The sequence below is a fragment of the Frankia sp. CcI49 genome (assembly GCF_001983215.1).
In the GTDB taxonomy this organism is placed as follows: Bacteria; Actinomycetota; Actinomycetes; order Frankiales; family Frankiaceae; genus Parafrankia; species Parafrankia irregularis.
On the sequence record NZ_MOWP01000014.1, the window covers coordinates 54,671 to 67,527 of the forward strand.

At 69.6% G+C, this 12,857-nt stretch carries 9 protein-coding genes; 4 read left to right on the forward strand and 5 right to left on the reverse strand.

What is annotated here, in order from left to right; all coding sequences use genetic code 11:
- Positions 1-429 precede the first annotated feature (429 nt).
- Positions 430-2,421, forward strand: coding sequence for a glycosyltransferase family 2 protein (locus tag CcI49_RS12185; RefSeq protein WP_076826581.1), 1,992 nt, complete (start codon positions 430-432; stop codon positions 2,419-2,421).
- Positions 2,422-2,480: 59 nt separating this feature from the next.
- Here CcI49_RS12185 and CcI49_RS12190 read toward each other — a convergent pair whose 3' ends face one another.
- Positions 2,481-3,983: an NAD(P)/FAD-dependent oxidoreductase gene (locus CcI49_RS12190; protein WP_076826584.1), complete on the reverse strand. Its 1,503-nt coding sequence runs from the start codon at positions 3,981-3,983 to the stop codon at positions 2,481-2,483.
- A 189-nt stretch (positions 3,984-4,172) separates the two neighbouring features.
- Here CcI49_RS12190 and CcI49_RS12195 point away from each other — a divergent pair, with 189 nt between their 5' ends.
- Complete coding sequence (locus CcI49_RS12195; protein ID WP_054564822.1) at positions 4,173-4,784, forward strand: TetR/AcrR family transcriptional regulator; 612 nt, start codon at positions 4,173-4,175, stop codon at positions 4,782-4,784.
- A 189-nt stretch (positions 4,785-4,973) separates the two neighbouring features.
- On the opposite strand, the gene CcI49_RS12200 is transcribed toward CcI49_RS12195, so the two are convergent.
- Positions 4,974-6,512, reverse strand: a complete 1,539-nt coding sequence (locus CcI49_RS12200; RefSeq protein ID WP_198955513.1) for an FAD-dependent oxidoreductase — start codon at positions 6,510-6,512, stop codon at positions 4,974-4,976.
- Between the two features lie 200 nt (positions 6,513-6,712).
- Here CcI49_RS12200 and CcI49_RS12205 point away from each other — a divergent pair, with 200 nt between their 5' ends.
- Positions 6,713-7,990 (forward strand): cytochrome P450, encoded by a 1,278-nt coding sequence (locus CcI49_RS12205; RefSeq protein WP_076826586.1) that lies wholly within the window; start codon positions 6,713-6,715, stop codon positions 7,988-7,990.
- Positions 7,991-8,069: 79 nt separating this feature from the next.
- On the forward strand, positions 8,070-9,302 hold the full coding sequence (locus tag CcI49_RS12210; RefSeq protein ID WP_076826588.1) for a cytochrome P450: 1,233 nt from the start codon (positions 8,070-8,072) through the stop codon (positions 9,300-9,302).
- Between the two features lie 163 nt (positions 9,303-9,465).
- On the opposite strand, the gene CcI49_RS12215 is transcribed toward CcI49_RS12210, so the two are convergent.
- The 3 genes from CcI49_RS12215 to CcI49_RS12225 all read right to left on the reverse strand — a co-directional run bounded on the left by CcI49_RS12215 (position 9,466) and on the right by CcI49_RS12225 (position 12,829).
- On the reverse strand, positions 9,466-10,218 hold the full coding sequence (locus tag CcI49_RS12215) for an SDR family NAD(P)-dependent oxidoreductase (RefSeq protein WP_076826590.1): 753 nt from the start codon (positions 10,216-10,218) through the stop codon (positions 9,466-9,468).
- Positions 10,219-10,292: 74 nt separating this feature from the next.
- Positions 10,293-11,297, reverse strand: coding sequence for an LLM class flavin-dependent oxidoreductase (locus CcI49_RS12220; RefSeq protein ID WP_083749470.1), 1,005 nt, complete (start codon positions 11,295-11,297; stop codon positions 10,293-10,295).
- Positions 11,298-11,365: 68 nt separating this feature from the next.
- Positions 11,366-12,829: an aldehyde dehydrogenase family protein gene (locus CcI49_RS12225; RefSeq protein ID WP_198955514.1), complete on the reverse strand. Its 1,464-nt coding sequence runs from the start codon at positions 12,827-12,829 to the stop codon at positions 11,366-11,368.
- Positions 12,830-12,857 lie beyond the last annotated feature (28 nt).

A 12,857-nucleotide genomic window follows, 5' to 3' on the forward strand; every position in this document is an offset into this window, starting at 1 on the left:
GCGTTACCACATTCCGCTCCGACACCGGAGAGCGTCCACCCGGACGCTGTGTGCATCAATTTTGCCAAGCCGCCCGGGATGCCTTAGCGTGACCATCTGTCCGGACTACGCCGATCTATACCTCGGCGCTCGATCGGATGCGGGAGGGGGCTGGACGTGCAACGAAAGGGAATTCCTCGGTCACCCGCACGTCCATACCGACGGGCCCGAGCAATGTGACCTGCGCCATTCGCCGGCGGCCCGGGTGGGCCGCCGGCAGGCGAATCCTGCCCGCGCTGCCGGACATCTCTTTCGGGCCTGCGGCGGATTCGGGCCCGCGACGGACCCTGGCACCTGTCCGCGCATTCGGCGACCCCCGAGACCGACCAGCCGCTCGCTCGTTGTTTTCCGCCGCGTGATCAGTCGCGCGGTTCGTGGGGGGAGAGACAGGTGCGTAGCCCGCTGCGTGACGGCACGACGTCGGCGTATTCACCCGGGCCCGGGGCAGCGGCAGGCACCAGGGCTGCGCCGCCCTGGCCGGCCGAAGCCACAGTGCCCTCCCAGGCCGCGGATGTGACGGCCTTCCTGGATCTGGATGACGTCACGGTGCCGCTTTCGGTCGGTGGTGTCGACCAGGTGACCGTGCGGGTGCAGCGTCGCCCGCGGGTGCCGAGCCCCGGCCGCGGGCGGACGCCGGGGGCGGCGGACGGCGCTGGGATTCGGGTCCGGGCGGCGGCTGTGATGAGCCGGTCGCAGGCCTGGCAGTACCGGCTGGTCGTGGTCTGCTGGATCGCCGCGGTCGTCTTCTTCTGGCAGTGGTGGCTGCGTCCCGGCAACATCGGCTCCGCGCCGCTGTTCGTGTTGATGTCGCTGTCCTTCTTCTACGTGGGCACGTTCCTCGCGACGATGTACCTGATCTTCGTGGGAAACATGCGGCGGCCCGTTCGCATCCCGGTGCGGCGGGCGGAGGATGCCGGGGCGATCGGTCGGGTCGCGGTCGTCAGCCTGACCGTTCCCGGCTCCGAGTCGCTGGAGATCGTCCGGCGTCAGCTGGTCGCGATGAGCCGCATCGCCTATCCGCACGACAGCTGGATCCTGGTGGACAAGGTCCCCTCGCCGGAGATCGAGGAGATGGCCCGCTCGGTCGGCGTCCGATATTTCTGCCGGCATGACGAGGCCCGCTGGGGGAAGGCGGGTGTGGCGGGCTGGAACCGGCGCTTCCCGCCCTTCAAGCGCAAGACGAAGGCCGGGAACGTCAACGCCTGGCTCGATGCCCACGGCCGCGGGTACAGCCATTTCACCCAGCTTGACATCGATCACATTCCCAACCCGGACTACCTGCACCAGGTCCTCGGCTACTTCGCCGACCCAATGGTGAAGTGGGTCCAGGCACCGAGCGTCTACGGCAACTTCGAGCACTGGACGGCCCGCGGCGCCGCCGAGCAGGAGCTGGGGCTGCAGGGCCCGCTGCAGATGGGCTTCTACGGCTTCTCCCGGACTCCTTTCATCATCGGTTCCCACTGCACCTACGACACCGCGGCGATCCGTGAGATCGGCGGCTTCCAGCCGACCCGGGCCGAGGATCATCTCGACACGGTCTGCCTCGCCGCGCGCGGGTATCAGGGCGTCTTCGTCCCCGACATCATCGCGGTGGGTGACGGGCCGGAGACGTTCGAGACCTATCTTTCGCAGCAGTTCGCCTGGGCCTATTCGATGATCGAGGTCCTGCTGTGGCACACGCCGCGCCTGCTGCGGAACTACCGGCCACGGCAGGCGGTGCAGTTCCTCTTCTCGCAGACCTGGTACACCTTCTGGTGCCTGTCGATGGTGACCCTTTTCGCGCTGCCGCTGGCGGCGCTGTGCCTGAACTGGCGCATMGCGACGATTCACTACCTGGAGTTCGTCGTCCACAGCCTGCCGCTGAGCGCGGTCGGGGCGGGTGTCTGGTGGTGGAGCCGGCCGTGGCACGTGCCGCGCCGGGTGCGTCTCACCTGGCGCGGAATCGTGCTGCACGCGGCCCGCTGGGTGATCGTCCTCTCCGCGCTGGTGCAGGTCGTGCTGCGGGTCAAGAAGCCGTACATGATCACCAAGAAGGGTGTCGGTGACGATGCCGGCGCGATGTCGCTGCGGCTCGTCGCTCCCTATATCGCCATGGTCGTGCTGCCGTTGGCGGTCTGCTGGTTTCACCTCGCCGTCTACGACGCGGGCGCGACGGCGGGGTACCTCCTGTTCGCCCTGCAGGACACGCTGGTGTTCCTGCTGGTGCTGGGCTTCGTCGTGGCGCAGGAGGTCAGGGCCGCGCCAGGCGGCGGCGCGCCCTTCGCCGTCCGGCTGCGCCGCCAGGCCCGTCCGTTGCTGGCGACGGGCCTGCTCGCCGCCGCGGCGGTGGTCACCGCGGTCGCCTGCTGGCCCCCGATCTGGGACGCGATCTCGGCGATCTGAGCCCTGCCCCAGAGGGGCCAGGGTGCCTGCCGGGGGCCTGCGGGGCCCAGGGGCCGCTGCTACCGGCGCGGGATGACCGGTGCGTCGCGGCCGGTTCCGCCGGTCGCCCGGGCTTTCGCGCCGGTGGCCGACTTCTCCTCGTGATATTCCTGTTCGACGTTGACCTCCCACACGTCGTACCCGGTACCGTCGAGAATGTTCTCGACGGTGCGCATGGCGGTCAGCATCGAATGGTCGGCGTTGTTGTACCGGTGCATTCCGTTGCGGCCGACGGGGTAGACGTTCGGAGCGTTCTCCTCCAGCCAGCGCCGCATGACGTCGACGTTGCGCCGGTAGAACTGGTCGTAGGTGGGGTACGCCTTGGGGACCCGCACGACATAGCCGGTCTCGACCATGCCCGGGCGGACCAGCCCGAGTGCCTCCAGCTCCGCGGTGCCGAGCACGACCAGCTCGCTGTCGGGCTTCGTCCACATGTCGTCGCCCTCGAACACGAAGAACTCCAGGCCGAGGMAGGTGCGGCCTTCCTTGACCAGATACGGCGACCATGACCCGTAGTTCTGGATGCGGCCGACCCGAACTCCGGGATCGTGGATGTAGATCCAGTTGTCCGGGAAGCTGAACTCCTGYGGCACAATCAGCGCGACCGTCAGATAGTCGCGGTAACGCAGGTCGTCCGCCGCCGCCAGGACATCCGCCGGCGGAGGCGGGTCGATGCTCCTGAGCAGTGCCGACATCGGCATCGAGGAGATGACGTGGTCGGCGGGCACCCGTTGGCGCTGCCCGGACCGGTTGGTGACGGTGACGGCGACGGCTCGCCCGTCGGCCCGGTGAATCGTCGTCACCGCGGAGTTCATGATGACCTCTCCGCCCATCTTCTCCACCTTGCGGGCGGCTTCCTCCCACATCATCCCCGGCCCGAGTTTCGGGTAGCGGAACTCCTCGATGAGGCTGGTGATGTTCTTCTGGTTGCGCTTCGGGAGGACCGCGTTCACGATCGCCGCGGACAGGGAGAGGTTCTTCACCCGCTGGGCGGCCCAGTCCGCCGGCATCTCACTGACCGGGATTCCCCACAGTTTCTCCGTGTATGTCTTGAAGAACGTCCGGTAAAGACGCCAACCGAACCTGGCCACCAGCCACGACTCGTAGTTGGCATCCTGGTCTCGCGGCGGACGGATTCGGGCCCGCAGATAGGACCCGATGGCGAGGGCGGCCTCGCGCGGCCCGAGATTCCCGAGGGCGTTCAGTGCCCGCAGCGGGTAGTCGTAAAGCTTGCCCTGGTAGTAGATCCGGCTCATCCGTGGCCGGAGCAGGAAGTCGTCGGCGGGCAGGATCTCGTTCCAGAGCACCTCGACCTCGGCCACCTTGGTGAAGAACCGGTGCCCGCCGATGTCGAACCGCCAGCCGTCACGAACGACGGTGCGGCTGATCCCGCCGACGACGTCGTCGGCCTCGAAGACCGTCACGGCCGCGCCGCGGGCGGCGAGCTGGTAGGCGGCGGTCAGCCCCGCGGGGCCGGCACCGATGACGGCGGTGTGCGAACGCTCAGCCTCAGCCTCGGTCAATTCGTCTCCTTCGCCAGGGCCCCGTGGTGGCCGGCGACGCCGCGCCCACACACCCGGACACCAATCAGGACGTGATCGTCTAGAATTTTAGACACCGACGTCCAAGACTAGGCTGAAGGGGTGCCCGAGCGAGTCCCACCAGCCCCGCGTGCGCCCGCACGGGGCCGCCCGGCCAAACGTGAAGCAATCATGGCTGCGGCGCTGGAGCTCTTCGTCCGCCAGGGCTACGCGTCCACCACCCTGGAGGACGTCGCCGCGGCCACGCCGGTCTCCCGCCAGACCATCTACAACCACTTCGGCGACAAGGAGACACTGTTCCTCGCCGTGATCGACGAGCACATCACCGCGACGCTGGAAACCCTGCGCGAGGCGACGGCGCACTTCCCCAGCGAGCTGCCCGACCCCGAGGTCTATCTGAACGAGCTGGCGCGCCGGATCATGGCGACCTTCCTCGACCCACGCAGCGCCTCGCTCCGTGTGCTCGTTCAGACCGAAGGCCCGCGCAACCCACCGCTCATGCAGCTGTGGCGCCAGCGCGTCGCGGCGCCCGTCTGGTCGGAGCTGATCGGCCAGCTCGCTCGCCTCGCCCACGGCGGCGCGCTGCGCATCGACGACCCCGCCCGCGCCGCAGGCCACTTCATCGCCCTGGTCAGCGGCACCGTCTGGGAGATGACCGAGCTCGGCACCTTCGCCGTCTACCACCCGCCCGGGCTCGACGATCCGGCCCTTGACGCGGCGCTGCGCTCCGCGGTGGGGCTCTTCGTCCGCGGCTACGCCCCGGGAGACCGCCGCGCCGGCTGAGGGTGGATCCCGTGCCGCCGCACAGCGCCATCAATTCACACCAATAGCGACATAAGGGTTTTGGCAATTCGCAAGAAGTGAGGATTACGGTTGTTGCAGCAGCCGAAATCCTCACATCTTGCTCGGCGACAGCGGCGACAGCGGCGACAGCGGCGACAGCGGCGACAGCGGGACCGGATCAGCCAGTTCTCACCGGGAGGCCCGGGCCGCCGCGGTGCCCGGCGAGGCTTTCGAAACGGACGACGCACCGGTCCGTGGAGTGGGGACGGAGGCCGAGAAGCCGTGGCGCAGGATGCGGGCGACCATCGGCGGCCGCAGCAGGCTGGAGGGTGGCTCCACCAGGTTCGCCAGGCGCATGAAGGTACGGGCGACCGTGGGGTCCAGGTGCGCGGCGATGTGGGCCCGGCGGATGTAGGCGTTCATGATCCGGACCCGCGGGGTGCGGTTGCCGACGACGCCCGGGTAGTTCAGGTCGGCGTTGGTCGACATCTGCCAGGCGAACTCGATGCGGGTGACGGCCTCCTGGTAGAAGCGCCGCGGCAGGTCGGCGCGGCCCGCGTGCAGGCAGCCGGCGAGCGCCTCGGCCTGCTGGGCGGCGACGGTCATCCCCTGCGCGTAGATCGGGTTGAGGCTGCAGGCGGCGTCGCCGATGACGAGGAAGCCCTCGGGCGGTGCGGCCAGCCGCTCGAAGTAGCGGCGCACCGATCCGCGGAACCGGTGCGGGACGGGATCCTCCAGCGGCCGGGCGGTGGTGACGATCTGGTGGACGTCCGGAACCGGCATGGTGGACGCGAATGCCTGGAAGCCGGCCTCGTCGAGGGGCGGGTGGTCGCCGAGCATGCCGCCGAGGGTGACGTGCCAGCGGTTGCCCTCGAGCACGATCGCGCCGCCGCCGCGCCAGCCCGGCATGGTCGAGACGACCACACCGAGGTCACCGTCGAGGTGCTCCGGGCGGCGCTCGTAGGTGCGTGAGGCGTAGCCCAGGTCGATGTCGATACGTTCCTCGACCGGCCGGTCGCAGCCGATCTCGGCAAGCCAGTCGGGAGCACGGGACGCCCGCCCGGTCGCGTCGACGACGAGGTCGGCCGCGATGACGGCTCCGCCGCGGGCGCCCTGGGATGCGTCCTGGCCGTTGCCGGTCGCGTCTCCGTCGAGGCGAGCTGCGTCCTGGAGGAGGCGGGGTGCTTCCTGGCTGAGGTGGTCGATCGCGGCGGCGGTGGCCGCGTCCGTTGCCGTGACCCGAACGCCCACCACCCGCCGCGCGCCGTCGGGTGCCGCGGGTGCGGCGACCAGGCCGGACGCGGAGACACCCGCATGGATCTCCACCCCAGGCATCGCGGCGGTGCGGGCCCGCAGGGTGCTTTCCAGCAGCGGCCGGCTGGCCAGCACCGTGGTGAGGCCGGTGGACGTCGGATGGACCCGCAGGCCGCTGAGGTACCAGCGGGATCGGGTCAGGACCTCGGTTGTCGGCGCACCGAGGCCGACGAGCTCCGCGGTCACCCCGGGATACAGGTCCTCGATGATCCGGCGGCCGCGTTCCATGAGCCCGTGCAGGTGGCGGCCCTGCGCGGTGCCGCGGCGCTGGAGCACCCCGGTGAGGTCGTCGCGGTCGAGCACCACCACCTGCTCGTAGCTGTCGGCGAGGACCCGGGCGGCGAGAATGCCCGCGATGCTCGCTCCGAGCACCACCGCCCGCCCACGGCGCTCCGAGCTACCGGCGTCTGCCACATCGCCCTCCCACAGCTGTCGGCCTGCGATCAGCCGCGCGATCCACAAGGATTCAGCAGCGAAATCCTGCCCACCGCGAAAATCACCGGTCAAGGCGCTCGACCGAAATCAATCACATTATGAAAACCACCTATCGTTCGCCGTCTCGACATCCGGCGCCTTACGGTTTTCGCACGRCTTTCCGCAGCAGGAGGTTGTCGGTGAACGCGTCAGCCGCATCACCCGGCGTATCAGACACGATCGACTCGGACACGATCGACCTGACCGAGACCATTCTCGCGCTGTTCGGCCTGGAGCACCGGGCCGACCCCTATCCGCTGTGCCGGAGCCTGCGCGAGGCCGGCCCCCTGCACCGCACTCCGCTCGGCCTGTATCTGCTGACCCGGCACAGCGACTGCGTGACCGTCCTGCAGAACTCGGCCTGGAGCCACGCCGACGAGGCAGCGCAGCTGCACGGGGACGTCGAGGCGCACGAGGCGGCCGCCGAGCTGCCGACGTCGTTCCTGTGGATGGACCCGCCGGACCACACCAGGCTGCGCCGGCTGGTCGGGAAGGCCTTCACCCCGCGGCTGGTGGCGGGCCTGCGGCCACGCATCGAACGGCTCGTCGACGGTCTGCTCGACAACGCGCTGGCCGCGGGCGAGTTCGACCTCATCGAGACGATCGCCTACCCGCTGCCGCTGACCGTCGTCTGCGAGCTGGTCGGGGTGCCGGCCGCCGACCACGCGCTCGTCCAGCAGTGGTCCCAGTGGCTGGGGCGCGGCTTCGACCCGGATGCCCTGCTAAGCCCGCAGGAGCGGGCCGACCGCAGCACCGCGTCCCGGGACTTCCAGGCCTACTTCCGGGAGCTCATCGACGAGCGTAAGCGCCAGCCCGCGGACGACCTGCTCAGCGCGCTCGCCGCCGTCGAGGACCAGGGCGACGTGCTGACCGAGCTGGAACTGCTGACGTCCTGTGTGACGACGCTGGTCGCCGGCCACGAGACCACGGTGAACCTGGTCGGCAACGGCATCCTCGCGCTGCTGCGCAATCCCGACCAGATCCAGGTGCTGCGCGAGCGGCCCGAGCTCGTCCCGGCCGCGGTGGAGGAGCTCCTGCGCTACGACCCGCCGGTGCATCTGACCACCCGGTCGGCCACCCGGCCGCTGACCATCGGCGGGCGCACGTTCGCCGAGGGCGAGGGAGTCGTCGTTCTCATCAACTCGGCGAACCGTGACCCGGCGGCGTTCCACGATCCGGACCGCCTCGACGTCACCCGGTTCCACCAGCGGACCCCCGTCCCGCCGCACCAGCTGGCGTTCAGCCTCGGCATCCACTACTGCCTCGGCGCCCCGCTCGCGCAGCTGGAGATGGAGATCCTGCTGGACCGCCTGCTGCGCCGGGCCGGGACGCTCGAACTGCTCGACGACGACCCGCCCTACAAGCCGAACATCGTCGTTCGTGGTCTGGCCGCCCTGCAGATGGCCGCCCGGGCCTGACCCCGGTCTCCTGACACCGATCGCCCGAAATCGATCGCCCGACACCGATCGCCCGACACCGATCTCGGAGGGAGGACCGATGGCCTCGACCCTGCCCGCGGACGACGTCACCCGGATCCTGCTGGATCTGTTCAGCCCGGCGCACCGCGCCGACCCCTACCCCCTGTTCGCACAGCTGCGCGAGGGCGGGCCGGTACACGAGACGCCGCTCGGCATCCGGCTGGTGACCCGGCACGCGGAATGCACCGCGGTGCTGCAGAACCCGTCCTGGGGGCACAACCAGGGCCCGGACGGCGCCTTCCGGGGCGGCGACTCTTTTCTTTTCATGAACCCGCCGCAGCACACCCGGCTGCGAGGAATGGTCAGCCGGACCTTCACCCCGCGCATGATCTCGGGGCTGGCGCCGCGCATCGAGCGGCTCGTCGACCAGCTGCTGGACGACATGGTCTCCGCCGGCGAGACCGATCTGATCGCCGCCCTCGCCTATCCACTGCCGATGACGATCGTGTGCGAGCTGCTCGGGATTCCCGCCACGGACTACCCGGTCTTTCACAAGTGGTCGATCGCCATCGCCCGCGGGCTGGACCCGGAAATCCTGCTCAGCCCGGAGGAGAAGACCCGGCGGGACGAGTCGACGGCCGCCTTCTACGACTATTTCCGGGAGCTGGCCCGCTCCCGGCGCGACCATCCGGCCGATGATCTGATCAGCGCGCTGGCCGCGGTCGACGAGAACGGTGACGGGCTTTCCGACACCGAGCTGCTCGGCACCGGGAACCTGCTGCTCAACGCCGGGCACGAGACCAGCGTCAATCTGATCGGGAACGGCCTGCTCGCGCTGCTGCGCCACCCGGAGCAGCTCGCCGCCCTGCACGCCGAGCCGGAGCTGGTTCCCAGCGCCGTCCAGGAGCTGCTGCGTTTCGACGCGCCGATCCAGCTGATCCCCCGCGACGCGCTGACCGAGCTGGAGCTCGCCGGCGAGCTGCTGCCGCCCGGTTCCGGGGTGGCGGTGCTGCTCGCCGCCGCGAACCGCGACCCGGCCGCCTACCCGGACCCGGACCGCCTCGACGTCACCCGCTTCCACGGACGCCAGGCGGCTCCCCCGCGCCATCTCGCGTTCAGCCTGGGGGTGCATTTCTGCCTCGGCGCCGGGCTGGCCCTGCTGGAGATGGAGACGCTGCTGCGCCGCGTGATCGAACGGGGAATCACCATCGACCCGCTCACCGACGAGCCGGATTTCAAGCCGAACGTGATCCTGCGCGGTCCGGAACGCCTTCCCGTCTCGGTACACGAACCGGCTCCGCGGCACCGGTAGGGACGGATTTCAGGACAGAGCCAGTCAGAGGATGCCGTCAGAGGATGACGGGCAGCGTCTCGAAGCCGCGCACCGTGAGATGCGGCCGGAACACCGGCTCGTCGGTGGCCAGCGCGAGGGCCGGGAACCGGGCGAACAGGCGGGTGACCGCCAGGCAGGTTGTCTAGCCGGCGGTCCAGCCGCCATCCACGACAAGGTAGGTTCCGGTCACGTACGAGGCGTCCGACGAGGCGAGGAACGCGGCTACGGCGGCGATCTCGTCAGGGTGGCCGGGGCGGTCGAGCGCCGATTTCGAGGCGGCCCGCGACACCGCTTCGGGGAATTCCCGTTCGCCCATGAGGGTCATGYCGGTCGGGTAGACGAAGCCGGGGCAGATGGCGTTCACCCGGATGTCGGACTTTCCCCATTCACGAGCCGCGGCACGGGTCATCGCGAGGATCCCGGCCTTCGAAGCGCCGTAGACGGCCGTCTGCGGCGACGAGACCAGGGCACCGACCGAGGACCAGTTGATGATCGATCCGCCGCCCGATGCCACCATCGCCGGGATCGCGTGCTTCATGCCGAGGAAGACACTTTTGAGGTTGATGGCGAGGAGCCTGTCGTAGTCGTCCTCGTCGATGTCGGGAATGGGCGCCTGGGCGATGCCGGCGACACCGACCACGTTGCAGAGGATGTCGAGTCGGCCATGYCGCCCGACCGCCTCCGCGACAAGCGCCTGAACCTCGTCGCCGCGGGTGACATCCGCGTGGACCGGCTCGATCTGATCCGGTGCCTGCGCAGCGGTGTCCCTCTCGGCGCCGCTCACGTCGACGGCGAGTACCTTGGCGCCCTCCTTCGCGAGGCGAAGCGCGGTGGAACGGCCCTGCCCGATTCCGGCGCCGGTGACGATGGCGATCCTGCCATCCAGACGTGCCATGTTCTCCCCTTGATCCCCTTGATCAGATCCGGTCTCGTCCGCGCCGGGCGTCCGCGCCGGGGCCGTCGTGCCTGCTAACCGCTCACCCATGACCGCACGGCGGGAAGAACCTGCTCGCAGACGGCCGCGAGCTGCTCCAGATAGGCGGGTCCCTGGTCGAGAATCGCGAGGATGAAGTGCCCGCACCCGGCGGCGTGGTACTCGGCGAGCCGCGTCACGACCCGCTCGGGAGTGCCCGCGAGCACGTACTGTGCCGGGCTGGCCTGGAAGTTCTTCGTACTGGCGCCGCGCATGAACTCGGCCGCGCGGTCGTCGGCGCCGGTGTCCCGCTCGGTGATCAGTGTCGGAAGCACCATCCCGAGCGGGAAGTCGATGTCTTCCAGGCCGAGCCGCTTTCGTTCGAGGACAATCGTGTCCCTGGCCGCGCGGAACCCGTCGACGTCCTTGTAGAAGCCGACCCAGGCATCACCGAGCCGAGCCGCGCGCCGCAGTGCGGGAGGCGTGTGCCCGCCGAAAAGCAGCGGTATCCGCGGCGGGATCGGTGCTATGCGCACCCCCTGCAACGGGCCGTCGGAAGTGACCGGCTCGCCGGACCAGAGCTCACGCAGGAGCAGCACGGACTGCTCCAACCGTGCGGCTCGCTGGTCGAGTGGTACCCCGCTGGCGCGGAACTCCGCCGGATGCTCACCGCCGACGCCGACGCCGAGCGTGAGACGCCCCGGGTGATAGGCGGCGATGGTCGCGAGTTGCTTCGCCGCCGCGAGCGGGTTTCGCAGGGCGAGCAGCATCACCGACGTTCCGACGCGCACCCGCGTGGTCACGCTCRCCACGTGTTCAAGCGTCACGATCGACTCCAGCAGCGGGAGCGGATGCACCAGATGGTCACCCAGCCACAGACCGTCGATGTCATGCCGCTCGCCGTAGACCGCCGCCTCGGCGATGCTCGACGGACTGATGCTCCCGTCGATGGTGCCGAACACCGGAAGCATCACGCCGAGAGTCGGAACCAGCTGGCCCGATGAATGTGCGCCGGGCGGCCCGAAAATCCTTCCACCCGCCGAACCGGATCCAGTGGCCATGGATCTCCCTTCCCCGGAGAACGCCGCCGCGTTCACGGTTTTCTGGTCTGGGATTTCGGTCACACGGGTCAGACCATCGCGACGGTCTTGATCCGCTGGAACTCGGCCAGGCCGTCCGGGCCGCCCTCCTTGCCGTAGCCGCTGAGGCCCAGACCGCCGAACGGGCGGTTCACCATCATGTTCGGCGCACCGTTGATCATGGTCGCGCCGGCCACGAGCCGCTCGGCGACCCGGTGCGCGCGGCGCACATCCGTGGTCTGGACGTAGGAGGACAGCCCGTACCGGGTACAGTTCGCGATCTCGACGGCCTCCTCCTCGGTGGAGAACGGCATCATCGACAGCACCGGGCCGAACACCTCGACCTGGCCGAGCTCGCTGTGCGGCTCCACGTCGGCGAACACCGTCGGCTCGAGGAAGTACCCGCCGGACAGCGGCCCCTGCAGGCGCCCGCCACCGGCGACCAGCCGGGCGCCGTCCAGCCCGGCCTGCTCGATCATGCCGAGGATGCGGTCGACCGCGGCCTGGTTGACGACCGGGCCGATGTCGGTGGCGGTGTCCCACGGGTCACCCACCCGGATCCCCTTGACCAGGCGCGCGACCCGATCGATCGCCTCCTCGTAGATCGACTCCTGCACGAGCATGCGGGTCGGAAAGGCGCAGCCCTGCCCACTGACCGTGCCGAGGACGCGCAGCGTCCCCCAGGCGATCGCGGCGTCGAGATCGGCGTCGTCGAAGACGAGGTTGGCCGACTTGCCACCGAGCTCAAGGCAGGCCGGTTTCATCTGCTCGGCACAGGTCCGCAGGATGGCCTTCGCGGTCACCGGACCACCGGTGAACGAGACCTTCTGGACCAGTGGATGCTCGACGAGCGCCGCTCCTGCCTCGCCGGTGCCGGGCAGCACGCTGACGACGCCCGGCGGGAACCCCGCGGCCTCCACCAGGTCGGCGAACAACTCGGCGGCGAACGGTGTCAGCTCCGACGGTTTGACCACGACGGTGTTGCCCGCGGCGAGCGCCGGCGGGACCTTCATCGACAGGGAGGTCAGCGGGCCGTTCCAGGTGATGATCGCGGCGATGACGCCGTAGGGCTGCGCGAGGGTGTAGCTGAACTCGCCGTCCGGGCCGAACGAGGACGCCACCCGACCGGAGATCTTGTCCGCGAAACCGGCGTAGTACCGGGTCCACTCCACCGCACCGCCGACCAGCCCGACCGCCGAGCTCACCGCCATACCGTTGTCGAGAATCGCTCGCCGGGAGAACTCGGCCGCGTTCTGCTCGATGAGGTCGGCCAGCCGGAAGAGCAACCTGCGTCGTTCGGCGGGACGCACGTCACGCCATCGCAGAAAGGCCTCGTGCGCTAATCGCACGCTCTGCTCCACCTCTGCCGGCCCGGCAAGGGGAACGATCGCGTCGACTTCACCGGTGCACGGATCGACATGCTCGAACGTGCCACCCGACCCCGCGGCGAGCCGCTCGGCGCCGATGCACAGATGTACGGGTGGGCGTGTCCGGTCCATCCCGGTGTCTGCCATGACAACCCCCATTCAAATTGGCGGGCAA